Consider the following 24,468-nt stretch of genomic DNA (forward strand, 5'->3'; position numbering starts at 1 on the left):
TGCGGGTAGCGATAGACGCGACGTGAGGTAGCGCAAGGCGATGGCTTTGCGCTTTCTTGTGGTCCGCTCCATGTATTGATGGCAAGCTGCGGCTTTCGTCATCGATGGAGGAGCGGCACCATGAACAAGGGTTTGCGTTGGACCGAACAATGGATGCGCCGGGCGCTGTGGATCGTCGCATTCGTCTTCGCCGGCTTTTTGATCGGGCTCGGCAACCAGGTCGTCGACAACGTGGTGTACCTGGAGCCCGTGCCGCCCCCCGAACAATTCCTCGATCCGGCCAGGGCCGGGCCGCTGCAGGCCGCGGTCCGGCAGGCGGAGGACATACGCGGGAAGGCGGACGCCGCGCTGGAGCAGGCCCAGCAGCAACATCAGGTCGCGCAGGCCAACACCAGGAGCGCGCGCGAGGCCTTCGAGAACTGGATCGCGACCCGCCATGCGACGGCGCGTCCCGACCAGGACAAGGACCTGATCGCGCGCAACCGCGAACTGGACAAGCTCGTGGCGGCGGAACGGGCCGCGCTCGCCGCGGTGCAGGCCCAGGAAAAGGTCGAACTCGACGCCAAGCAGGCCCAGCAGAAGGCAGGCGCCGCTTACGAGGCGTTGCTGGAACCGGCAAAGCAGGCCGCGTATGCAGCGGAGATACGGGCCGAGCGCAAAGTCTTCTTGATCCGCCTCGGCGTGACCCTGCCGCTGCTGCTGGTGGCGGGCGCGCTGTTCAAGTACAAGCGCAACGGCACGTACTGGCCGTTCACGTGGGGCTTCATCTTCTTTGCGCTGTTCGCGTTCTTCGTCGAGCTGGTGCCGTATTTGCCCATCTATGGCGGCTATGTGCGCTACGGCGTGGGGATCGTCGTGACGGTCGTCGCCGGCCGCTACGCGATCCGCTGGCTGCACGCGTGGCTGGAACGCCAGCGCGCCGCCGAGGCCATGCCCGACGCGCAGCGCCGCACGACGATGCGCTACGACGTGGCGATGACGCGCATCGCCAAGAACGTATGCCCGTCATGCGAGCGCGCGACCAATTACAAGGACGACCACCTCGCCCATTGCCCGCACTGCGGCATCGGCCTGTTCGACCGCTGCCCGGCGTGCACGTCGCGCAAGAACGCTTTCACGCGCTACTGCTTTTCGTGTGGCACGCCGGCCAACGTCAGCCTTGCGGACTGAGCGGGATGCTTATTTCACGAAGCGGGCCAGCAGGCGGATATACGCCGTCTGGTAACCGTTCGAGGGCTCGCTGACCGACCACGAGTTCAGCGGCCAGCCGTCGTTGAAGTCGAGATAGGTCTTCTGCGACGGCTGGCCGTACGGCGGCGACGGCGGGGCCGAGCCGCATTTCGACGACACGTTCGGGCAGTTGCCGTCCCAGTTGTATTGCGTGCCGGCCGGACCGCCCACCAGGTAGCCCGGCGCCGGGCCGTACGGCGATTGCCTGGCGTCGTTCCACGGCGTGCCCTGGGTGAACCACGTATGCCACAGCCGGTTGACGGAATTCTCCGCCCCGAAGCTGTACATATTCGAAAGATAGACCTTGCCCAGCGGGTTCACGCCGTGGAGGTAGTGCGCGTAGTCGGCCGCGGCGTTGGCATCCTGGTCGGCCGTGTGGCGGCTGATGCCGTAATAGCTTTCTTCGGCGAACAGCGTGCCGGCATTCGCCTTGACCGCGTTGCTGGCCCAGGTGTACGAGCCGATGAAGGCACGGTACGGGTCGGTCTGCGCGTCGACCTTGCCCCAGCCGTCGTAGTCGGCGCGGCCCCACAGGTCGAGGAATTGCGTGCGGATCGCGGAGGCCACGGTGGACGTCGCGTTCGGCAGCGACGCGTAGTACAGCAGGTTGCGGGCGTCGCCGGCGCTGAAGCCCGACAGGTTCCAGCTCTTGAACATCGCCGCGTCGGTATAGTTCGCGTCGACGTAGCTCTGGTAGGCGGCGTCGCCCGTGGCGGCGAACAGGCGGACGGCCGCCGCCAGTTTCAGCGACTTGCGCCCGTTGTCGTCCGTTTCCTGCTGGCCGACGGCGAGGCCGGACGTGCCATGGTTCGCGTCGTTGTTGTAGAACAGGACGTTGGGGTTGGCCTGCGCCCAGTTCCAGGCGTTCTTCGCGCGCGTCAGGAGGTCGGCCGCATACGTGTTCAGCGACGCGTTGTTCAGGCTGCCCAGCACCTTGGCGCCCTCCGCGAAGGCCGCGGCCGTGGCCAGCGTGGCCGTCGTGCTGGCGTCGCCGTAATAGCTGGGGCCGGTGGACGTGGACGGCGGGCTCGCACCCACGACGCCGACAACGGACAGCACCGAGCCGTCGCCATTCTGCATCCGCTTGAGCCAGTCCAGGCCCCACTTCGCTTCGTCGAGGATGTCCGGGATGCCGTTGTACGATTCGGGCAGATTGAAATCGTCGGTGAACACGGTCGGATTCTGGACGTAGGCGTCCATCAGTTCTCCCGCGTAGCCCGCCGCCCAGCTGGTGTACTTGTTGTAGTCGCCCGCATCGGCCCAGCCGCCGCGCAGGTCGCGCGCGGTGGCGGCGTTGCCGGCGTCGAGGAAGCGCCGTGCCTGCGAATCCTGGCCCGGCCCAAGGTTGCCGGCGCCGTCCGCCCAGTTCAGGCCCGCGTTGTTCGCGGTCCTGGCCTGGCCGAGGCGCTGGTAATAAAACATGCGCACGGCCTGGATCAGCACGTTGCGGTAGACGTTGTCGCCGATCTCGAAGCGGGCCGAGCGCTGGCCGCCGGCGTCGACGATCTCATATGTGCCCGGCGTCGTGATGTTGCTGAAGTCAAAGTGCCAGACCTGGTCGCCCGACGACGGATCGGTCGCCCGGCTGTTCCATTCCGTGGGCCACCACGTGTACACGGTCGCGCCCGTGGCCGAGTTCACCACGCTGACCTGCTGGGGCCAGAACTGCGGGATGCCGGCGTCGTAGCCGGTACGGGGCATGCGCAGCACCGCGACCTTGCGCGCGTTGGTCAGGTAGCCGAACTGGTCGACCATGATGTACGTGCCGGCATTGGCCGCCATGGCCGGCCACACCGTGAAGTTGTACTGCTGGGTCGACTTGGCGCCGCAGCTGTTCGTGTAGGTGGCCGTGGCCGTGCAAGTGGTGGCGCTGGTGCCGGTATTGGTGAGCTTGATGGTCTGCTCGCGCGTCGATCCCGATGTGCCGCAGCCGCTCCACGCCCACGTGCCGGACACCGGCTGCGGCCCGAGGACGACGGTCGAGCCGGTATTCAGCGCGGCCGTGGCATTGACCGCCCACGAGGTGGTGCCGTTGATGTTGATGTACGGGGTCGTGGCACTGGGCTGGCACGTCTGCGCCCATGCGGGTGCGCTCAGTGCCGCCAGTGTCAGCAGTACGCTCTTCTTGATCTCCATGTTTTTCTCTGTCGAAGGTATGCAGGCCGGGCTCGACGAGCCCACCTCGCTGGGCGCGGGCGGGCCGGGCGGCAACGGCCGGCCGTCGTTGTCGCCGCTGGAATTCATCGGGTGATGCGTGCATTGCCCGCGCCCGTCATGCGGCGGCGATGTGACAAAAGAACGTGTGGGGAAGGGGCATTGATGTGTTCATTATGCGAGGGCCGTCGCGGCCCCGCCAGAACGAAAACGACCAGTCCGACGTATGAAATTTGCCGGCGGCATGGACGCCGCCGGTCGGGAGGTGAGGAGGGTGAGGCTTAGTCCTTCAGGTCGGCCGGCACCTTGCCGCCGTTCGCCGCCAGCTTGTTCATGACCTGGCGGTGCAGCCAGATGTTCATGCTGGCCGAGTCGTTGGTATCGCCCGTGTAGTGCAGCTCGGCAGCCAGTTCCTTGCGCGACTGCAGGCTGGAATCGAGGCCGAGCAGCTTGAGCAGGTCGACGATCGACGTGCGCCAGTTCAGTTGCTGGCCTGACTGCCGCTCCATGTTGTTGAGGACGGCTTCCACGTCCACCTGCTGCATCGTCGCGGGAGCAGCGGCCGGCGCCGCCTGCGGCTGTTGCGCGGATTGCGGGGCCGGTTGCTGCGCGGGCTGCTGCGTCGGCTGCGGCGCGCGTTGCTGGGAGCCCGGGTCGGCCTGTCCGCCGGATTGGGCGGCGGGATGCGAGGACGGGAAGATCTTGTGGAAGATATTACTCAGGATACCCATAGCGAGTCCTTTTCGGTGATGGATGGATGCGCTCAATGGCGCTGCTGCATGCCCTGCGCCATATGGCCGAGCGCGATCGCCAGCGCCGCGCCGCCGATGGCCTTGAGCAGGGTCGGGTGTTCGGCATAAAAGTCGCCCATGCGGTCGACGATGCCGGGATTCTGCTGTTCGGCCTTGGAAGCCAGTTCCTGCACCTGGTCCGGCGACACCTGGTTCGCCTGTTCCGGCGACACGCGGGCCTGGCCGCCGCCCAGCAGGTTGCCCAGCGCGCCGCCCGCCACGGACGACAGCACGGACGGCCCCACGCTGGCCAGCAGATGGTTCAGCATGCCGGCGCGCTGGTCGGGATTGCTGTGGCTGAACAGCTGGCTGACCATCTGCCCGAACGGCGGCGTCTGGTCCGAACGCAGCGCCTGCGTCACGCCTTGCGCGACGGTGGCGCGCGGCACGTTCTGGGCCACGCTGTCGAAATCGTTCTCGGCCTGCGCCGGGTTGACGTTCGGATTGGCGCCGCCCAGGTATTGCTGCAACAGATTGCCCAAATCAAAGCTCATGATGTTCTCCGCGTTGACGTCGAAGGGCAAGGGTAGGCGTTCGCGCGGGATTCCTCCGTACGGTCGCTAACGGACAGGAAATGGCGCGGGCATTGCTTGGTGGACACTCATGCCGTAAGCTGGCGCCATGACCTATGCGCCGCTGCTCCTGTTCCTTGCCCTGTACGCTTATGCCGCGCTGGCGCTGGGCCTGCCGTCCGCGGTGGGGCTGGCGTACGTGCTGGCCAGCGTCGCCTGCTTCGCGCTGTATGCGCGCGACAAGGCGGCGGCCCGGCGCGGCGACCGCCGCACGGCCGAGCGGGATTTGCTGCTGCTGGGCCTCGCCGGCGGCTGGCCCGGCGCCTTGCTGGCGCAACAATGGCTGCGCCACAAGACCGTCAAGATGCCGTTCCGGTACTTGTTCTGGCTGACCGTCGGCGCCAATCTCGCCGGATTCTGCGTGCTGGCGCGTGCGCTGGCCTGAGCACCGTTCACGAGGAGCAATCATGTGGCCTTACCCGAAGATCCTGGCGCACCGCGGCGGCGGCACGCTGGCGCCCGAAAATACGCTGGCCGGCCTGCGCCGCGGCATCGAAGCGGGATTCCGCGCCATCGAATTCGACGTCATGCTGGCGCGGGACGGCGTCCCCGTCGTGCTGCACGATCCCGAGCTGGGCCGCACGGTGGCCGGGTCCGGGTCGGTGGCCGAGATCGACGCGCCCGACCTCGCCGCGCGCGATGCGGGCGCCTGGTTCGCACCCGAATTCGCGGGCGAGCCGGTGCCGCTGTTCGCGGAGTTCGCGCAGTATTGCAAGGCGCACGGCGTGTGGATGAACATCGAGATCAAACCGGTGCCCGGCCATGACGCGCGGACCGGCACCGTGGTCGCGCGCCTGGCCGCCGCCCTGTTCGCCGACGACCTCGCCGCCGGCCGGGTGGAGACGGCGCCGCTGCTGTCCTCGTTCAGCGAGGCGGCGCTGGAGGCGGCCCGGCACGCCGCGCCGGCGTTGCCGCGGGCATGGCTGACGGCATCGCTCCCGCGCGATTGGGCGCGCCGCGCGCGGGCGCTGGACGTGGTCGCCATCCACACGGACCACAAGCGGCTGACGGCCGCCCAGGCCGCCGCGGTGAAGGCGGCCGGTTTCGGCCTGTTCTGCTACACCGTCAACACGCCGGCCCGTGCGCGCGAGCTGTTCGGCTGGGGCGTGGACGGATTGTGCACGGACCGGATCGACCTCATCGGTCCCGCTTTCAATTAAACCGGATCGTTCCCTCAAGAATTGTAACGCGTTGTCGTTAATGACATTCGGCTACCGGTCACGGTCTTTATGTCACTTTCGATCAACAACAATTCACTGTCACTGAACACCCAGCGCAAGCTCGCGGACCATACGAATGAAGCGAACCGCCTCATCGCGCGGCTGAGCTCGGGCGCGCGCATCGGCGGCGCCTCGGACGATCCCGCCGGCCAGGCGCTGGCGTCACGCATGACGTCGCAGCTGACAGGGATGAGCCAGGCCATGCGCAGCATCAACGACGCGACGTCGATGCTGCAGGTGGCGGACAGCACATTGTCGAACATCACCGACAGCCTGCAGCGCCTGCGCGAACTGGCGGTCGCGTCCGGTAACGGCGCGTACACGGACAGCGACCGCAACACCCTGCAGGCGGAAGCGGACCAGATCCTCACGCATATCACGCAGACCGGCAACGGCGCCACGTTCAATGGCCAGACGATCTTTTCTCAGGATAATGGGAACGCGAACGAGGACAAGAAGAAACGTGCCGTCCTGGACAGTCTCAGGGCCGGCTGGCTGAGCTCCGCCGAAGACATGGTCCAGCAGTACTACGGCCTGCAAGCCGACGGCGTGACGCTCAAGATCAACCTCGACACGACGGACGGGCAGAGCGGCGTGCTCGCATCTGTCACGGGCTCGACGGCGCCGGGCAGCGACATCACGCTGAACATCGACATGGCCGATTTCAGCGACATCACGACGCCGGACGGCGGCTCGGGGCCGCTGTACGATGACAGGGTCGTTGCGCACGAGATGGTGCACGCGATCATGCTGCGCTCGACCAGTTTCAATTTCCCGCAATGGTTCACGGAAGGCACGGCCGAGCTGATCCAGGGTGCGGACGAGCGCGTGGCGGGCGCGCTGGCCAGCGGCCAGACGGCGGACGACATCGTCGGGACGATCGCGGGCGGCGGCTTTACCTACGAAGGCGGCTACGTCGCGTCGCGCTACCTGCACGACAGGTTGAAAAGCATGGGCGTCGACGGCGGCATGAAGGGCCTGATGACCTACCTGAGCGCACACCGCACGGCCGACCTCGACACCGCCCTGAACGCCGTCACCGGCGGGCAGTACCACGACACGGGCGATTTCATGGCGGACTTCTCCGCGCACGGCGCCAGCTTCATCACCGACACGATGAACCTGGCGAATGCCGACACGGGCGCCATCGGCGGGCTCGACGCGGACGGTGGGCCGTCGCGCGACGCGCAGGGCGTCGTCGCCGACGCCGGCTCCGGCACGCCGGACCGGCCGCTGCGCAATTTCAAGGTCGAGTATCCGGACATCGGCACCGCCGCGCCGTCCATGCGTCGCGTGCAGATCCAGGCCGGGGCCGACGCCAGCGACCTGATCGACATGCAGTTCGCGGCCGTGAATGCAAACGCGCTGGGGCTCGGCGACCTGGACATGCACGACACGGCGGTGGCGCTGCTGCACATCGACGACGCGCTCGCCTTCGTCAGCGAGCAGCGCGTGCAGGTGGGCGCCTACAGCAACCGCATGGATGTCGTGGCCAGCAATAACCAGACGGCATCGATGAACCTGGAAGCGGCGCGCGGGCGCATCCAGGACGTCGATTATGCCGGCGACACGGTCCAGTTGACGCGCGTCCAGATCCTGCAGCAGGCCGCATCGGCGATGCTTACACAGGCCAACGGAGAGCCGCGGGCGGTGCTGGCGCTGCTGCGCTGATCGACGTCGGGTGGGCACGGGGTGCCCACCCTACCTATGCTGATCGACGTCGCGTGGGCACTGGGTGCCCACCCTACCTATGCTGATCGGCGTCGCGTGGACTCGGGGCGTCCGTAGGGTGGGCTCCCCGAGCCCGCCATGCCGATCCAGAATTGTTGCCGATCCTGCAACAGCCAATCTCGCGAAAACTATTTACCTTCAATAGCTACGCTATAATCGATTTTCTTTATATAGCAAGCTGCCTAAATCCGCCCCTACGACATGAAATCCACCGAAATTCGCGAAAAGTTTCTCAAGTTCTTTGAGTCCAAAGGCCACACGATCGTCCGCTCCAGCCCGCTCGTGCCGGGCAACGACCCGACGATGTTGTTGACCAACAGCGGCATGGTGCAGTTCAAGGACGTGTTCCTGGGCCTGGATACGCGCCCGTACAAGCGCGCCACCACCGTGCAGCGCTGCGTGCGCGCCGGCGGCAAGCACAACGACCTGGAAAACGTCGGCTACACCGCGCGCCACCACACGTTCTTCGAAATGCTGGGCAATTTCAGCCTCGGCGACTATTTCAAGCGCGACGCCATCCACTTTGCCTGGGAACTGCTGACCAAGGTGTATGACCTGCCGGCAGAAAAACTGACGATCACCGTCTACTTCGAAGACGACGAAGCCTACGGCATCTGGGCCAACGAGATCGGCGTCCCGGCGGAGCGCATCATCCGGATCGGCGACAACAAGGGCGCGCGCTACGCATCGGACAACTTCTGGCAGATGGCCGACACCGGCCCGTGCGGCCCGTGCACGGAAATCTTCTACGACCACGGCCCGGACATCTGGGGCGGCCCCCCAGGCTCGCCGGAAGAAGACGGCGACCGCTTCATCGAGATCTGGAACCTCGTGTTCATGCAGTTCAACCGCGACGAAGCCGGCGTGCTGACCCCGCTGCCGAAGCCGTCGATCGACACCGGCATGGGCCTGGAGCGCCTGGCCGCCGTGCTGCAGCACGTGCATTCGAACTACGAGATCGACCTGTTCCAGAACCTGATCAAGGCCGCCGCCCGCGAAACCGGCGCGACCGACCTCGCGAACAATTCGCTGAAAGTGATCGCCGACCATATTCGCGCGGCCAGCTTCATGATCGTCGACGGCATCATCCCGAGCAGCGAAGGCCACGGCTACGTTTTGCGCCGCATCATCCGCCGCGCGCTGCGCCACGGCCACAAACTGGGGCAGACGAAGCCGTTCTTCTACAAGCTCGTCGGCGACCTGGACATCGAGATGGGCGCCGCGTACCCGGAACTGCATGAGGCGAAAGAGCGCGTGATGCAGGTGCTGAAGGCCGAGGAAGAGCGCTTCGGCGAGACCCTCGAGCACGGCATGAAGATCCTGGAAGCGCAGCTCGCGAAGGACCCGCAGAACCTGGACGGCGCCACCGCCTTCACCCTGTACGACACCTACGGCTTCCCGCTGGACCTGACCGCCGACATCTGCCGCGAGCGCAACATCAAGCTGGACGAGGCAGGTTTTAATGCCGCCATGGAGCAGCAGAAGAAAACCGCCCGCGCCGCCGGCAAGTTCAAGATGGCCGCCAACGTCGAGTACTCGGGCGCAAAGACGACCTTCGTCGGCTACGAAGCGCTCGTGCACAACAGCCGCGTCGTCGCGCTGTACACGGCCGGCGCCCCGGTGCAGGAATTGAAGGCCGGCCAGGACGGCATCGTCGTGCTGGACACGACGCCGTTCTACGCCGAGTCGGGCGGCCAGGTGGGCGACAAGGGCCTGCTGAAATCGCCGGGCGGCTTGTTCGAAGTGGAAGACACGCTGAAGATCCAGGCGGACGTGTTCGGCCACCACGGCGTGCTGCAGTCGGGTTCGCTGAAAGTCGGCGACCTGGTCGACGCGCAAGTCGATGAAGTCAAACGCGCCCGCACCATCCGCAACCACTCGGCGACGCACCTGATGCACAAGGCGCTGCGCGAAGTGCTGGGCGGTCATGTGCAGCAGAAGGGCTCGTTGGTCGATCCGGACAAGACCCGTTTCGACTTCAGCCACAATGCCCCGCTGACCGCCGAGGAAATCACGAAGGTCGAGCAGATCGTCAATGCCGAGATCCTGCAGAACCACGCGACCGTGGCGCACCACATGTCGATGGACGACGCGATCAAGCATGGCGCCATGGCCCTGTTCGGCGAGAAATACGGTGACACCGTGCGCGTGCTGGACATCGGCTCGTCGAAAGAGCTGTGCGGCGGGGTGCACGTCACCCGCACGGGCGACATCGGGCTGTTCAAGATCGTGTCCGAATCGGGCGTCGCCGCCGGCATCCGCCGCGTGGAAGCCGTGACGGGCGAGGGCGCACTGGCGCTGGTGCAATCGATCAACCGCAAGCTGAACGAAGCGGCCGGCGCGCTGAAGACGAGCCCGGACGAACTGCCGGTCCGCATCGGCCAGGTGCAGGACCAGGTCAAGTCGCTGGAGAAGGAAATCGCGGCGCTGAAATCGAAATTGGCGGCAGGCCAGGGCGATGAACTGGTGACGAAGGCCATCGACGTGAACGGCATCAAGGTGCTGGCCGCAACGATGGAAGGTGCCGACGTCGCCGGCCTGCGCGAGACGATGGACAAGCTCAAGGACAAGCTCGGGACGGCCGCCATCGTGCTGGCATCCGTGCTGGAGGGCAAGGTCAGCCTGATCGCCGGCGTCACCGCCGACGCCACGGGCAAGGTCAAGGCGGGTGATCTCGTCAACTTCGTCGCCAAGCAGGTCGGCGGCAAGGGCGGCGGACGTCCGGACATGGCCCAGGCAGGCGGTACGGACCCGGCAGGGTTGCCGCAGGCGCTGGCCGGCGTGGCCGGCTGGGTCGGCGAGCGCGTTTCCGCCTGACTGTTGTAACCGGCGGCGCATGCGTCGCGGGTCGGGGTGGGTGGATTCCGCCCACGCGTTCAATTTACTCATGAATTGATCCACATCAACCTAGTTGCAATTGAACGCGTGGTCGGCAAAGCCGACCACCCTACATCCCTCTCATCCGGTCATCGCCGCCTCATCTCTTCCAGCCTGTCAAGTAATTGACGTTGTTACACCGCAACATGGATACCAAATTTTGGTGCGGCGCGTCATAATGGGGTAATTGGAGTACTATCGGGTCAATGCCCTACCAACTAGCAGGCAATCGATGAGCGAAACCATAATCGACACCGGCACCATCGAGGTCCAGAAGGACCTGGATGCGCGTGGCTTGAATTGCCCGCTGCCGATCCTCAAGGCGAAGAAGGCCCTCGCCGAGCTCGCCAGCGGCGAAGTGCTGCGCATCGTCGCCACCGACACCGGTTCGGTACGCGACTTCCAGGCGTTCGCCAAGCAGACCGGCAACGCGCTCCTGGCGCATACGAACATCAACGGCGAATTCACGTTCTGGCTCCGCCGTAAGTAAGCGCTTACCCGCGCCTCGCACCGCCCGGACCGCCGGGCAGGCCACCCCGTCAGCGTGAGCGGGGCAATACACAACCATTCGGCGCTCCCGCCGGTTTTCTCCGAGAATCCGATAACACAATGAAACACGATTAGGGTGATTCCTCTAACCGAAAAACGCACGATCGTGCTTTAATTCTGACCTGAACGACATTTGCTTTTATAATTCGGATCATTTTTAGTCTTTCACCCATTTTTCAAAGGCACACTATGAAAGTCCTGGTACCCGTCAAACGCGTGGTTGACTACAACGTCAAGGTCCGCGTCAAGTCCGACGGCAGTGGCGTCGATATCGCCAACGTCAAAATGTCGATGAACCCGTTCGACGAGATCGCGGTGGAAGAAGCCACGCGCCTGAAGGAAGCCGGCAAGGTCACCGAGATCGTCGCCGTGACGTGCGGCGTGGCGCAGGCCCAGGAAACCCTGCGTACCGCGATGGCGATCGGCGCCGACCGCGGCGTCCTGGTCGAGACCGGTGCCGAGATCGAGCCGCTGGGTGTGGCCAAGGTGTTGAAGGCGCTGGCCGTCGAAGAGCAGCCGCAGCTGATCATCCTGGGCAAGCAGGCGATCGACGACGATTCGAACCAGACCGGCCAGATGCTGGCTGCGCTGCTGGGCTGGCCGCAGGCGACGTTCGCCTCGAAGGTCGTGCTGGAAGACGGCAAGGTCACCGTGACCCGCGAAGTGGACGGCGGCCTGGAAACCGTGCAGCTGACGCTGCCGGCGATCATCACCACCGACCTGCGCCTGAACGAGCCGCGCTACGTCACGCTGCCGAACATCATGAAGGCCAAGAAAAAGCCGCTGACGACCGTCAAGCCGGAAGACCTGGGCGTCGACGTCACGCCGCGCCTGAAGACCGTCAAGGTCGCCGAGCCGGCCAAGCGTTCGGCGGGCGTCAAGGTGCCCGACGTGGCGACCCTGGTTGCGAAGCTGCGTACCGAAGCCAAAGTCATCTAAGTACAGAATACATAAGGGAACATCATGGTCGCACTCGTCATTGCTGAACACGACAACGCCGCGCTGAAGGCAGTCACCCTGAACACCGTCACCGCGGCCGCACAATGCGGCGGCGACGTCCACATCCTCGTCGCCGGCAGCAATTGCGGCGCCGTCGCGGAAGCCGCCGCCAAGGTCGCCGGCGTCGCGAAGGTGCTGGTCGCCGACGCGCCGCAGTTCGCCGACGGCCTCGCCGAGAACGTCGCCGAGCAGGTCCTGGCCGTCGCCGGCAACTACTCGCACATCCTGGCCCCCGCCAGCGCCCACGGCAAGAACGTGCTGCCGCGCGTGGCCGCCAAGCTGGACGTCGCGCAGATCTCGGAAATCACCAAGGTCGATTCGCCGGATACGTTCGAGCGCCCGATCTACGCCGGCAACGCCATCGCCACCGTGCAGTCGACGGACAAGGTGAAGGTCATCACCGTGCGCGGCACCGGCTTCGACGCCGCCGCCGCCGAAGGTGGTTCGGCCGCCGTCGAGACCGTCGCCGCCGTCGCGGACTCGGGCAAGTCGAGCTTCGTGGGCCGCGAAGTGGCCAAGTCGGACCGTCCGGAACTGACCGGCGCCAAGGTCGTCGTCTCGGGTGGCCGCGGCATGGGTTCGGGCGACAACTTCAAGATCCTGGAACCGCTGGCCGACAAGCTGGGCGCCGCCATGGGCGCGTCGCGCGCCGCCGTGGACGCCGGCTACGTGCCGAACGACTGGCAGGTCGGCCAGACCGGCAAGATCGTCGCGCCGCAGCTGTACATCGCCGTCGGTATCTCGGGCGCGATCCAGCACCTGGCCGGCATGAAGGATTCCAAGACCATCGTCGCCATCAACAAGGATCCGGAAGCGCCGATCTTCTCGGTGGCCGACTACGGCATCGTCGGCGACCTGTTCGAGGTCGTGCCGGCCCTGGTCAAGGAACTGGGCTAAGCCGCCCGCTGGTGGCATGCACGCATGGCCACCAGCAAAAAAATACGTCGTTCCCGCGCAGGCGGGAACCCAAGTCCGTAGCGTACGACCGGCGCTTGCCATTGCTGGCGGCGCCGGATATTTGGGTTCCCGCCTTTTTTGCGCTCGGCGGTTGACGTTTACGTAAACGAGAGAAAACGAGGAGACCGCGGTGACCTACAACGCCCCCCTGAAAGACATGCTGTTCGTGATGAACGAACTGGCCAACCTGTCCGAGATCAACCGGCTGCCCGGCTGCGAAGACGCGACGCCCGACACCGTCGAAGCCGTGCTGGAAGAAAACGCGAAATTCTGCGGCGGCGTCGTCGCCCCGTTGAACCACCCTGGCGACAAGGAGCCGAGCTACTGGCACGACGGCCAGGTCACGACGTCGAAAGGCTTCAAGGAAGCGTTCAGGAGCTTCGCGGACGCCGGCTGGCAGGGCGTGCAGCATCCCGCCGAATTCGGAGGCCAGGGTCTGCCCAAGCTCGTCGCCACGCCGTGCATCGAAATGCTCAATAGCGCGAACATCGCGTTCGCGCTCGTCGGCCTCCTGACCGACGGCGCCATCGAGGCGCTGCTGACCGCCGGCACCGACGAACAGAAGACGCGCTTCATCGAGCCGCTGATCAGCGGCAAATGGACCGGCACCATGAACCTGACGGAGCCGCAGGCCGGTTCCGACCTCGCCGCCGTGCGCACGCGCGCCGTGCCGCAGGGCGACGGCACGTACAAGATCTTCGGCACCAAGATCTTCATCACCTACGGCGAGCACGACATGGCGGAGAACATCATCCACCTCGTGCTGGCGCGCACGCCGGATGCGCCCACGGGCGTGAAGGGTATCTCGCTGTTCATCGTCCCCAAATTCCACGTGAACGACGATGGCTCGCTGGGCGAACGCAACGACGTGCACTGCGTCTCGATCGAGCACAAATTGGGGATCAAGGCGAGCCCGACCGCTGTGCTGCAGTTCGGCGACCATGGCGGCGCGATCGGCACGCTGGTCGGCGAAGAAAACCGCGGCCTCGAATACATGTTCATCATGATGAACGCGGCCCGCTTCGGCGTCGGCATGCAGGGCATCGGCCTCGCCGAACGCGCCTACCAGCAGGCCGTCGCGTTCGCGAAGGAGCGCGTCCAGTCGCGCGCCGTCGAAGGCTCCGCGGGTCCTGTCGCCATCATCCACCACCCGGACGTGCGCCGCATGCTGATGTCCATGCGCGCGCAGACGGAAGCGGCGCGTGCGCTCGCCTACGTCGGCGCCGGCCTGTCCGACCTGGCGCACAGCCATCCGGATGAAGCGGCCCGCAAGGCCAGCCTGGCCGCGTACGAATACCTCGTGCCGGTGATCAAGGGCTGGTCGACGGAGATGAGCGAGAACGTCGCGCGCGACGGCGTGCAGGTGCATGGCGGCATGGGCTTCATCGAAGAGACGGGCGCCGCCCAGCACTACCGCGACGCCAAGATCCTGACGATCTACGAAGGCACGACGGCGATCCAGGCCAACGACCTCGTGGGCCGCAAGACCGTGCGCGACGGCGGCGCCGTGGCGAAGTCCATCCTGGCCCAGGTCCGCGCGACCGGGGCGCAGCTCGGCGAGGTGCAAGATGCCGACTTGGCCGCGATCCGCGCGCAGCTGGCGGCCGGCAGCGCGGCGCTGGAAGCCGTCGTCGACTACGTCGTGGCGAATGCGAAATCCGATGTGCGCGGCGTGTTCGCGGGCAGTGTCCTGTACCTGAAACTGGCCGGCATCGTGCTGGGCGGCTGGCAGATGGCGCGTGCGGCCCTGGTCGCGCGCCAAAAGCTGGAGGGCGGCGCCGGCGACGCGGCGTTCTACCGCGCCAAGATCGCGACCGCACGCTTCTTCGCCGACCATGTCCTGGCGCAGGCGGACGGCCTGCGTCATGCGATCGTGGACGGCAGCGCGGGCGTGCTGGCGCTGGACGCCGACCAGTTCTGACGCTCGCGCCGGACCCTTCGAAAGCGGCCTGCGGGCCGCTTTTTTTTGGGCGCTGCGCGGCCGCGATGGAGTTCGGCCGGCGATTTGTTGTGCGCTGCCGACCGGCGCCAGGTGTTTGACGCCCGTCATGCGTAATGGGTAGTTGGTGCTCCTAGAATCGATCTGTCGCACCCACGGATGTGTTTCGCGGTGCATGGCCAACCAAGGAGCGCCCATGTTTTCCATGAAGCCTGATACGGTGTTACCGATTGCCGCGGCCTGCGCGGTACTGTGTGCGCTCGCCGCCTGCGGGGGCGGCAGCGATCCCGCCTCCACGACGACGGCCGCCGATCCGCCGGCGGCGCCGAGCCCGAGCCCCACGCCCGCGCCCACGCCGGCCCCGACGCCGGCGCCGACCCCTGCACCCACGCCGGCGCCGCCTCCGCCCACCGATCCCGCGCCGCCGCCCGACATCGTGCTGGCACCTGGCTATACCGAGATTTCAGCCACGGTGACCTTCAGCCGGCCGCACTGGCCCGCATGGAGCCACTCGGGGACGGCCATCGTCGACGGCGTCGGCTGCGCGAAGAACGAGAACTACCACGTCCACGCGCTGCTGTCGGTCTACCAGGATGGCGTGCGGCTCGCGTTGCCGGAGTCGATCGGCCGCGGCAGCGGGTGCGCGTACGAGATGCACACGCACGATGGCTCGGGCGTCATGCACATCGAGACGGACGTGCCCAAGGTCTTCACGCTGGGCCAGTTCTTCGCGCTGTGGGGGCAACCGTTGAGCGCCACGTCCGTGGCCGGCCTGCCGGGCAAGCCGACCTATTACGTCGTCGACAAGGAAAAGGTCACGCGCGTCACGGCCGATCCGTCCGCCATCACGCTGGATGCGCACCGTGAAATCGTGGTCGTGACGGGCACGCCGCCCACGCAGGTGCCCCGGTATAACTGGAATACGAGCGGTTTGTGATGCCGGCGCGGCGCGGTCAGCCGTATGCGCCGCCCGTGTAGAGCAGGTCGAACAGGCGCGAGATGGTGGCGATGAGTGCCGTCGTGCCGACCAGCATCGTAATCACGACCAGCAGGATCACGAACCAGTGCGAATGCGACGTGCGTCCGGAGCCGGCGTTGTAGCGGGCGTCCCATTTCTCGTCCGGCATGAGACCGAAGACCAGGGCTTCGACGAACCCGGCGATCCAGGACACGATGAGGGGCAGCAGCACATAGAACGGATTGGGCGCGTGCCCGATCCCGTACACGAGGCCGGCCGCCGGGACGCTGCAGAGGTGCAGCAGGCCGATGCGGTCGACGCTGCCCTTGAGGTAGAAACGGTGCGCGCCGAGCCCGCCGAGCAGGAAGGCGAGGGCGGTGGCGAAAGTCTTGTTCTTATGCTGCGGCATCGCGTTATTGTTGAAAGGAAAGCCATCAGTATCGTCCAAAACGGGATGCGTAGCACGCGCTTTCGTGGTCGCGCGCCTGCGCACGAGGCGGCGCCCGGGAAGCCGGCAGGGCGGGATAGTGGCGGAGCGTCGCAAAATAGGCGATAATCTTGGATTCGGCCGGGACAGCGCGCCCAGCGTTCTTGGTTGTTTAACGGAACCTCAAAAACCGTCGCGAGCCCGCGGCAGGTTTTTGACGTTCCATTATATAAACGCTTGCTGATGCACGGTGTAGCGCGCTATAATCGTCGGCTTTCTCCGTCCAGCACACTTTTGGAAATATTATGGTCGTTATTCGTTTAGCTCGTGGTGGTGCCAAAAAGCGCCCGTTCTACAACATCGTTGCAACCGACTCGCGCAATCGCCGCGACGGCCGTTTCATCGAGCGCATCGGTTACTACAACCCGATGGCTTCGGGCAAGGAAGTCGGCCTGAACATCACCGCAGATCGCCTGTCGTACTGGCAAGGCGTTGGCGCACAACTGTCCCCGACCGTTGCCCGCCTGATCTCGTCGCAAAAGGCTGCAGCCTAATTCAAGGTTGTACGGTTTGACCGATTCGGCAGCACATTCGGCATCGACCCCGGCGCAAGCCGGGACGCAGGTGCCTGACGACCTGATCCAGGTCGGCTACATTACCGGCGCCTACGGGCTCCGCGGTGGCGTGCGCGTCACGCCGCACTCGATGGATGCGGATGCGCTGCTGAGCGTCAAAACCTGGTGGATCGACAAGCCGTCGCTGCATACCGTCAAAGTGCGGAATGCCAAGTATCACAGCGGCGACGTGACGGCCACGCTGGCCGACGTCGACGACCGCGAGATGGCCGAGGCGCTCAAGGGTGCCACGGTCCAGGTGTCGCGTGCGGATTTTCCGGAGCTTCCGGAAGACGAGTATTACTGGACCGACCTGATCGGCTTGGATACGGTCAACCTGCAGGGCGAAGCGCTCGGCAAGGTCACCGATATGATGCACAATGGCGCGCAGTCCATTCTGCGCATCACGCCCGAGTCCGATCCGAGCGCCGCTCCCGACGCCAAGGCGCCGGAGCGGCTGGTGCCGTTCGTGGACCAGTACGTCAAGACGGTCGACCTGCAAGCCAGACTGATTACCCTGGACTGGGGCCTGGATTATTGATCCCGTCCACCTGAAGCGAGGTCCCGATGCAGTTTGACGTCGTGAGCTTGTTTCCCGAAATGTTTGCCGCATTGACGCAGTCGGGCGTGACCCGGCGCGCGCACGAGCAGGGCTTGTGGAACCTCGCGATCTGGAATCCGCGCGATTTCACGCAAGATCGCCACCGCACCGTGGACGACCGCCCGTATGGCGGCGGCCCCGGCATGGTGATGCTGGCCAGACCGCTCGAAGCGACGATCGGCGCGGCGAAGCAGCGCCAGGTCGATATGGGTCTCCCGGCGCCGCGCGTCGTATTCATGTCGCCGCAAGGCAAGCCGCTGACGCACGAACGCGTGATGGGCCTGAAGAACGAGCCCGGCCTCGTGGTGCTGTGCGGACGCTACGAAGCGGTCGACCAGCGCCTGCTGGACCGCGTCGTCGACGAGGAAATCTCGCTCGGCGATTTCGTGCTGTCCGGCGGCGAATTGCCGGCGATGGCCCTGATGGATGCCGTGGTGCGGCAACTGCCCGGTGTGCTGGGCGACGGTGCATCGGCGGTCGAAGACAGTTTTGTGAACGGCCTCCTGGATTCGCCGCATTACACGCGTCCGGAAGTCTACGAAGGCGAGGCCGTGCCGCCCGTGCTGATGGGCGGAAATCACGCCGAGATCATGAAGTGGCGCCGCCAGCGTATGCTGGAGGCGACCGCAAAGAAACGGCCGGATCTGCTGGACAAGGCGCGCGGCGCCGGTCTGCTGACGAAGGCCGATGAGCAGTTTCTCGCGACCTTGGAAAAGGTCGCGGAATAAAGGCGGGCACCAATCGGTGCCTGCATGGGTACCCCCGTGTTTAACCCCATCCTCTACCGGGCACCGAACGCGCCGGCAAGATGGTATAAGGAGTCTACAAATGGATCTGATCCAGCAACTCGAGCAAGAAGAGATTGCGCGCCTCGGCCGCAACATCCCTGATTTCGCACCGGGCGACACCGTCGTCGTCAGCGTCAACGTCGTCGAAGGCAACCGCAAGCGCGCCCAGGCATACGAAGGCGTCGTGATTTCGCGTCGTAACCGCGGCCTGAACTCGAACTTCATCGTTCGCAAGATCTCGTCGGGCGAAGGCGTGGAGCGTACGTTCCAGCTGTACTCGCCGCTGATCGCTTCGATCGAAGTGAAACGCCGCGGCGACGTGCGTCGTGCGAAGCTGTACTACCTGCGCGAGCGTTCGGGCAAATCGGCACGTATCAAAGAGAAACTGCCGACCCGCAAAGCCGCTACGACTGCTGCGAAGTAATAGCGTCTGTGGTGAGGAAAAGGCATCCATTTGGATGCCTTTTCTTTTTGGAGAAAGCCTTGGCAACACTGCATATCGATCCCAAGCGTCTGCCCGTCGACGCGATCGCCGGCGAGCCCGCCCTGGCGGCCGAGCGCATGGATGTCGCCTGGCTGCGCGAGCGCCTTGCCCATCCGCCGCTGTGGGCGCCGGAATTGCCCGAGGACTTGCGCCTGCGTTTCCCGGCGCTGCGGCGCGCGGCCGTGCTGATACCCATCGTGCGCCGGCCCGACGGCCTGACGGTGTTGTTGACCCAGCGCACTGAACACCTGACCAACCATGCGGGCCAGGTCAGCTTTCCCGGCGGCCGCACGGACGAGGGCGACTCCTCGCCCATCGAGACGGCCCTGCGCGAGTCGGAGGAAGAGATCGGCCTCGGGCGCCGCCACGTGGAAATCATCGGCGTGCTGCCCGACCATGTCACCGCTTCGGCCTATGTCGTCACGCCCGTGGTGGGCCTCGTCACGCCGCCGTTCGACCTGGTCGCCGAATCGAACGAAGTGGCCGCCATTTTTGAAGTGCCCTTGCAGTTCCTGATGGATGGCATGAACCACCAGCGCATGTCGTTCGACCTGCCCGACGGCGGCGGCCGGCGCAGTTTTTATGCGATGCCTTACGAGCGCTTCTTCATCTGGGGCGCGACGGCGGGTATGCTGCGCAATCTGTTTCATTTGTTACGCGCCTGATGGGGAATGGACTCTCGCCGGTCTCTGCGCTATCGTAGCGGGCAGTGAAGTAAGGCAACAACGACAAAGGACCGTGCATGACATTCTTTTCCATCCTGTGCGCGCTGCTCATCGAACAGCTGAAGCCGCTGCGCGCAGATAACCAGATCTACGCCGAGATCAAGCGCCTGGCCATGCGGATCGAGGGCTGGTTCAATGCCGGCCAGGCCAGCCATGGCCGGCTGGGCTGGTTCCTGATGATGGCGGTCCTGATGCTGCCGACGGCCGTGATCTACGGCGCCCTCCTGTATTACCGCCTCGTGTTCGCCGCGTTCGCCTGGAACGTGCTGATCGTCTATCTCACGCTCGGCTTCCGCCATTACAGCCATTACTTCACGTCGATCCAGTTCGCGCTCAACGCGGGCGACGAGGCCACGGCGCGCACGCTGCTGGGCGAATGGGCCAGGATCGACACGGTCGGCATGGATGCGACGGAAATCGCCCGCATCGCGGTCGAAAAATCCCTCATCACGACGCACCGCAACGTGTTCGGCGTGTTCTTCTGGTTCCTGATGCCGCTCGGCCCGGCCTGCGCCGTCATGTACCGCGTGTCCGAATACCTCGCGCGCGCATGGAACGAACCGGACCATATGCGCAACGAGGCGTTCGGCGAATTCGCCGCCCGCGCGTTCTACTGGATCGACTGGGTGCCAGTGCGCCTGACGGCCATCGCGTTCGCCGTCGTCGGCAATTTCGAGGACGCGATCTATGCGTGGCGCAATTTCGCCGACCGGTGGACGGACGAATCGAAAGGCATCATCCTGGCCGCGGGCGGCGGCGCCATGGGCGTGCGCCTCGGCAGCCCGGCCGAGAACGCGCCGCGCGTCATGCCGGCCGACGCGGCGGCCGTCGACCTGTCGGCCAGCGAGGACGACATGCTGCCCGGCGACGAGCCGAACGTGCGCGCACTGCAAAGCACGGTCGGCCTGGTGTGGCGCGCACTGTTATTATGGATGCTGCTCCTGCTGCTGCTGTCGGGCGCTGTCCTGCTCGGCTGACCTTCATCGGGCCGCAAGATGTTGCGCCCGTCATCGTGCCGGTCGACCGGATCGGCACGCGGGGCTCGTCCGCAGGTCTTCTATAAGATATAATAGTCAGGTTGTTCTCATCCACGCCTTTGTTTCAGAAGCCGCACTATGGCCGACTCACCGCAAACCGGGAAAGGCGCCGACGAATTCTTCATTCTCGGCGTGACAAGTAAGGGCAGGCAGTTCCGCCCGAGTGACTGGGCCGAACGTCTGTGCGGCGTCATGTCGTGCTTCCGGCCGGCCGGAAGCGGCGGACCGAACGCCCACCTCAAGTTTTCGCCGTACGTGCACCCGACCGTCGTCAACGGCGTCAAGGCTGTCGTCGTGAACAATGCCCTCAAAAGCATCGAACCGCTGGCCTACCACTTCGTGTGCAATTTCGCCAAAGACAACGACCTGCAAGTCGTCGAGGCGTGCTTCGTTCCCCCGGCAGAAAACAAGGCATCCTGATCGACGCCGCGCGGGTTTGATTTATCGCCAACCTGCACTATGCTCCAAGGATAGCGTAAGCATCTGACGTTGGAGCTGGCCATGGAAGTCGGAAAACTCTGCACGGTCGACACCGTATTCTGCGCGCGCGACGAAAGCGTGCAGGGCGCGGCCTTTCTCATGCGCAAACATCACGTGGGCGACATCGTCGTCGTCGACGCCGCGGACAGCGTCCCCACGCCGGCCGGCATCGTCACGGACCGCGACATCGTCGTCTCCGTCGTCGCCCTCGGCCTCGATCCGGGCGGATTGCAGGTGGGCGACATCATGACGGACGACCTGCTCACCGCCGACGAGCACGATGACGTCACCAATACCATCGAACGCATGCGCCTGCGCGGCATCCGCCGGGTGCCGGTGGTGGGCGAGGGCGGGCGCCTCGTCGGCATCGTCAGCGCCGACGACCTGCTCGGCTTCCTGGCCGAGGAAATGGAAGACCTCGCCCGCATCAGCCCCTACCAGCAACAGCACGAACGGCGTACGCGGCAATGAGGGTAAGGCTCGCCTAAGTCCCCGTCTGTTACCATGTCCCACGGACAATGGTTCTTACAGACGGAGTACTATGAGCTCGACGTTTTTCCAGCGCGGCGCCGCCGCATGTTTGACGACTTATGCCGTCGTTGGCGGCCTCGCCTTCATCGCGACGGGCAGCGCCTGGGCGTTCGACCTGCCCAAGGGCGTCGTGCAAGGCCCCTCCGTCGAGGGCATCACGGAATACCGCCTGCCGAACGGGCTGAAAGTCCTGCTGTTCCCCGACTCCTCGCGTCCGACCGTGACCGTCAACGTGACGTACCTCGTCGGCTCGCGCCACGAGAATTATGGCGAGACCGGTATGGCCCACCTGCTCGAACACCTGATGTTCAAGGGCAGCCCCAAACATCCGGACATCACGCGCCAGTTCCAGGACCGCGGCATGCAGTTCAACGGCACGACGTCGCTCGACCGCACCAATTATTACGAAGTGTTCCAGGCGTCGGACGACAACCTGAACTGGGCGCTGGGCATGGAAGCGGACCGCATGACGCATTCCAATATCGCCAAGAAGGATCTCGATTCGGAGATGACGGTCGTGCGCAACGAGTACGAGAACGGCGAGAATTCGCCGGGTGCCGTCCTCATGAAGCGCATGCAGAGCGTGGCGTACGACTGGCATGCGTATGGACGGTCCACGATCGGCAACAAGAGCGACATCGAGAACGTCAAGATCACGAATCTGCAGAATTTCTATCACACGTATTACCAGCCCGATAACGCCGTGCTGCTCGTGGCGGGCAAGTTCGATCCCGCGAAGACTTTGTTGTCGATTAACCGCCTGTTCGGCGCGGTGCCGAAACCCAAGCGCACGCTGCCGGAATTCTGGACCGTCGAACCCACGCAGGACGGCGACCGCACCTTCACCGTGCGGCGCCAGGGCGACGTGCAGATCGTCGCGCTCGGCTACAAGGTGCCGTCCGGCCTGCACGACGACAGCGACGCGCTGAGTTTCGCATCGACCATCCTCGGCGATGCGCCGACGGGCCGCCTGCACAAGCTGCTCGTGGAGACCGGCAAGGCGAGCCAGGTGTTCGCCTATGGCCAGACGGGCTATGCGCCCGGCCTGCAATTCTTCGGCGCGGTCGTCAAGAAAGACGCGCCGCTCGAACCCGTGCGCGCCGCGCTCACGCAGGCCGTGGAAGAGTTCGCCAAGAACCCGCCGACGCCGGAAGAAATGGAACGCACCAAACGCAGCTTCCTGAATGAATTCGAGCGCAGCCTGAACGACCCGCAGCAGGTGGGCCTCGCCTTGTCGGAAGTCATCGCGCTGGGCGACTGGCGCCTGTTCTTCGTCGGCCGCGACCGCATCGACAAGATTACGTCGGAACAGATCGCGGCAGCAGCGGGCCGCTATTTCAAGCGCGACAACCGCGTGACGGGCGAATTCATCCCGGACGATAATCCGCAGCGCGCCGTGATCCCGCCCGCGCCCAGCGTGCAAAGCCTGTTGAAGGATTTCAAGCCGAAGGCATCCACGCTGAGCGCCGAGGATTTCGATCCCAGCCAGGCAAACATCATGAAGCGCACCACGCTGACGACGGCCGGCGGCGTGAAGCTGGCGTTGCTGCCCAAGAAGAATCGCGGCCAGACGGTCACCGTCGACCTGCGCCAGCACGTCGGCGACGAGCAGAACCTGTTCGGCAAGGGCGCGCTGCCCGGCCTGACGTCCGCGATGCTGATGCGCGGCACGACGAAGTACGACCGCGTGCACCTGGCCGACGCGTTCGACAAGCTCAAGATTTCCGGCAGCGTCACGCATTTCCAGACGACGCGCGAAAACCTGCCGGAAGCCCTGAAACTCGTCGCCCACGTGCTGCGCGAACCCAGCTTCCCGGCCAACGAATTCGAGCAATTGCGCCAGCAAGCGATCGTCGGGCTGCAGGCCAGCCGCAGCGAGCCGACCAGCGTGGCGTCGCGCGCGCTGAATGAGCATTTCGACATCTATCCCAAGGGCGATATTCGCCACGAAACGACGTACGATGAAGATCTTGCCGACCTCAAGGGCGCCACGCTGGACCAGGTCAAGGCCTTCCACCACGATTATTACGGCACCGTGCCGGCGGAAATGTCCATCGTCGGCGATTTCGATGCCCAGGCCGTCGTGCCGCTCATCGACCAGTTGTTCGGCCAGTGGAAAGCCCCGATGCACGTGGCGCCCGTGCTGCGCAAGAATGGCGACATCGCGCCCATCCACGAATTCCTCAATACGCCCGACAAGGAAAACGGCTATTACACGGCGCGGATCAACCTCGACCTGAACGTCGACGACCCGGATTATCCGGCCCTCATGCTGGCCGACTACATCTTCGGCGGCGGCGGCCTGCGGTCGCGCCTGATGGACCGCATCCGCCAGAAAGACGGCCTGTCCTATGGCGTCGGCTCGAACCTGGCGGCCGGCGACCTCGACCGTGCCGGCATGTTCGCGATCAACGCCATCGCCGCGCCGCAAAACCTCGCCAAGGTCGACGCCGCCGTACGCGAAGAACTCGCGCGCGTGCTCAAGGATGGCTTCACGGATGCGGAACTCGCAGGCGCCAAGTCGGGTCTGATGCAACAACGGATCCAGAATCGTGCCGACGACGGCGCACTGGCGGCCGGCTGGACCGCGTACATGTACCGAGGCCGTACGTACGCATGGTCGGCCGAGTTCGAAAAACACCTGATGGCCGTCACGTTGCCCCAGCTGAACGCGGCGTTCCGCAAGGCGGTCGACCCGGCGAAAATGTCCGTCGTCATGGCTGGAGACAAGGCAAAAGTGAAACCTGCACCCTGATTGCAACACTCGGTCGTTCATTATCCGGCCGAAGTGTCGAGAAACTTGG

23 protein-coding genes are annotated in these 24,468 nt (G+C 65.2%); 19 read left to right on the top strand and 4 right to left on the bottom strand.

Going from position 1 to position 24,468, the window contains the following annotated elements; genetic code table 11:
* Positions 1 to 120: 120 nt before the first annotated feature.
* Positions 121 to 1,170, top strand: coding sequence for a serine endopeptidase (locus tag ACEN9Q_RS03850; protein ID WP_495627437.1), 1,050 nt, complete (start codon positions 121 to 123; stop codon positions 1,168 to 1,170).
* A gap of 9 nt (positions 1,171 to 1,179) precedes the next feature.
* Here ACEN9Q_RS03850 and ACEN9Q_RS03855 read toward each other — a convergent pair whose 3' ends face one another.
* From ACEN9Q_RS03855 to ACEN9Q_RS03865, 3 genes are all read right to left on the bottom strand, one after another.
* Complete coding sequence (locus tag ACEN9Q_RS03855; protein WP_495627438.1) at positions 1,180 to 3,366, bottom strand: glycoside hydrolase family 9 protein; 2,187 nt, start codon at positions 3,364 to 3,366, stop codon at positions 1,180 to 1,182.
* 299 nt (positions 3,367 to 3,665) lie between these two features.
* On the bottom strand, positions 3,666 to 4,115 hold the full coding sequence (locus ACEN9Q_RS03860) for a DUF3597 domain-containing protein (RefSeq protein WP_056440660.1): 450 nt from the start codon (positions 4,113 to 4,115) through the stop codon (positions 3,666 to 3,668).
* Positions 4,116 to 4,147: 32 nt separating this feature from the next.
* Positions 4,148 to 4,669, bottom strand: coding sequence for a hypothetical protein (locus ACEN9Q_RS03865; protein WP_229412669.1), 522 nt, complete (start codon positions 4,667 to 4,669; stop codon positions 4,148 to 4,150).
* Positions 4,670 to 4,796: 127 nt separating this feature from the next.
* On the opposite strand from ACEN9Q_RS03865, the gene ACEN9Q_RS03870 reads away from it, so the two are divergent.
* The 9 genes from ACEN9Q_RS03870 to ACEN9Q_RS03910 all read left to right on the top strand — a co-directional run bounded on the left by ACEN9Q_RS03870 (position 4,797) and on the right by ACEN9Q_RS03910 (position 15,956).
* Entirely contained in the window at positions 4,797 to 5,132 is a 336-nt protein-coding gene (locus ACEN9Q_RS03870) for a DUF1294 domain-containing protein (protein WP_495627439.1), read from the top strand.
* Between the two features lie 22 nt (positions 5,133 to 5,154).
* A complete protein-coding gene (gene ugpQ / locus ACEN9Q_RS03875; protein WP_495627440.1) occupies positions 5,155 to 5,907 on the top strand; it encodes a glycerophosphodiester phosphodiesterase in 753 nt (250 codons plus the stop codon).
* Between the two features lie 69 nt (positions 5,908 to 5,976).
* Positions 5,977 to 7,638, top strand: coding sequence for a flagellinolysin (locus ACEN9Q_RS03880; protein ID WP_495627441.1), 1,662 nt, complete (start codon positions 5,977 to 5,979; stop codon positions 7,636 to 7,638).
* Positions 7,639 to 7,899: 261 nt separating this feature from the next.
* Positions 7,900 to 10,515 carry an alanine--tRNA ligase gene (gene alaS / locus ACEN9Q_RS03885; RefSeq protein WP_495627442.1) on the top strand — a complete coding sequence of 872 codons (2,616 nt, stop codon included), beginning with the start codon at positions 7,900 to 7,902 and terminating at the stop codon, positions 10,513 to 10,515.
* 322 nt (positions 10,516 to 10,837) lie between these two features.
* Positions 10,838 to 11,065 carry a sulfurtransferase TusA family protein gene (locus ACEN9Q_RS03890; protein ID WP_056440696.1) on the top strand — a complete coding sequence of 76 codons (228 nt, stop codon included), beginning with the start codon at positions 10,838 to 10,840 and terminating at the stop codon, positions 11,063 to 11,065.
* 248 nt (positions 11,066 to 11,313) lie between these two features.
* A complete protein-coding gene (locus ACEN9Q_RS03895; protein ID WP_056440649.1) occupies positions 11,314 to 12,063 on the top strand; it encodes an electron transfer flavoprotein subunit beta/FixA family protein in 750 nt (249 codons plus the stop codon).
* 24 nt (positions 12,064 to 12,087) lie between these two features.
* Positions 12,088 to 13,020 carry an electron transfer flavoprotein subunit alpha/FixB family protein gene (locus ACEN9Q_RS03900; RefSeq protein ID WP_495627443.1) on the top strand — a complete coding sequence of 311 codons (933 nt, stop codon included), beginning with the start codon at positions 12,088 to 12,090 and terminating at the stop codon, positions 13,018 to 13,020.
* A 190-nt stretch (positions 13,021 to 13,210) separates the two neighbouring features.
* A complete protein-coding gene (locus ACEN9Q_RS03905; RefSeq protein ID WP_495627444.1) occupies positions 13,211 to 15,001 on the top strand; it encodes an acyl-CoA dehydrogenase in 1,791 nt (596 codons plus the stop codon).
* A gap of 223 nt (positions 15,002 to 15,224) precedes the next feature.
* Positions 15,225 to 15,956: a hypothetical protein gene (locus ACEN9Q_RS03910; RefSeq protein ID WP_157201836.1), complete on the top strand. Its 732-nt coding sequence runs from the start codon at positions 15,225 to 15,227 to the stop codon at positions 15,954 to 15,956.
* A 16-nt stretch (positions 15,957 to 15,972) separates the two neighbouring features.
* On the opposite strand, the gene ACEN9Q_RS03915 is transcribed toward ACEN9Q_RS03910, so the two are convergent.
* Positions 15,973 to 16,386 (bottom strand): TM2 domain-containing protein, encoded by a 414-nt coding sequence (locus tag ACEN9Q_RS03915; RefSeq protein ID WP_056440641.1) that lies wholly within the window; start codon positions 16,384 to 16,386, stop codon positions 15,973 to 15,975.
* Positions 16,387 to 16,709: 323 nt separating this feature from the next.
* Between ACEN9Q_RS03915 and rpsP the strand changes: the two genes are divergently transcribed.
* From rpsP to ACEN9Q_RS03960, 9 genes are all read left to right on the top strand, one after another.
* Entirely contained in the window at positions 16,710 to 16,958 is a 249-nt protein-coding gene (gene rpsP, locus ACEN9Q_RS03920; RefSeq protein WP_056440640.1) for a 30S ribosomal protein S16, read from the top strand.
* Positions 16,959 to 17,028: 70 nt separating this feature from the next.
* Positions 17,029 to 17,559, top strand: a complete 531-nt coding sequence (rimM, locus tag ACEN9Q_RS03925; protein ID WP_495627445.1) for a ribosome maturation factor RimM — start codon at positions 17,029 to 17,031, stop codon at positions 17,557 to 17,559.
* Between the two features lie 26 nt (positions 17,560 to 17,585).
* A complete protein-coding gene (gene trmD / locus ACEN9Q_RS03930; protein WP_056440638.1) occupies positions 17,586 to 18,347 on the top strand; it encodes a tRNA (guanosine(37)-N1)-methyltransferase TrmD in 762 nt (253 codons plus the stop codon).
* Between the two features lie 100 nt (positions 18,348 to 18,447).
* Positions 18,448 to 18,831, top strand: coding sequence for a 50S ribosomal protein L19 (gene rplS / locus ACEN9Q_RS03935; protein ID WP_056440636.1), 384 nt, complete (start codon positions 18,448 to 18,450; stop codon positions 18,829 to 18,831).
* A 59-nt stretch (positions 18,832 to 18,890) separates the two neighbouring features.
* The gene (locus tag ACEN9Q_RS03940) at positions 18,891 to 19,556 is read left to right on the top strand and encodes a CoA pyrophosphatase (protein WP_056440695.1); all 666 of its coding nucleotides are present in this window, start codon (positions 18,891 to 18,893) and stop codon (positions 19,554 to 19,556) included.
* A gap of 77 nt (positions 19,557 to 19,633) precedes the next feature.
* Positions 19,634 to 20,593, top strand: a complete 960-nt coding sequence (locus ACEN9Q_RS03945) for a CobD/CbiB family protein (RefSeq protein WP_056440635.1) — start codon at positions 19,634 to 19,636, stop codon at positions 20,591 to 20,593.
* A gap of 138 nt (positions 20,594 to 20,731) precedes the next feature.
* On the top strand, positions 20,732 to 21,073 hold the full coding sequence (locus ACEN9Q_RS03950) for a DUF3579 domain-containing protein (protein ID WP_056440633.1): 342 nt from the start codon (positions 20,732 to 20,734) through the stop codon (positions 21,071 to 21,073).
* Between the two features lie 81 nt (positions 21,074 to 21,154).
* Positions 21,155 to 21,604 carry a CBS domain-containing protein gene (locus ACEN9Q_RS03955; protein WP_056440694.1) on the top strand — a complete coding sequence of 150 codons (450 nt, stop codon included), beginning with the start codon at positions 21,155 to 21,157 and terminating at the stop codon, positions 21,602 to 21,604.
* Between the two features lie 70 nt (positions 21,605 to 21,674).
* Positions 21,675 to 24,419: a M16 family metallopeptidase gene (locus tag ACEN9Q_RS03960; protein ID WP_495627446.1), complete on the top strand. Its 2,745-nt coding sequence runs from the start codon at positions 21,675 to 21,677 to the stop codon at positions 24,417 to 24,419.
* Positions 24,420 to 24,468: the final 49 nt, after the last annotated feature.

It is taken from the genome of Massilia sp. Masssp93 (assembly GCF_059491295.1).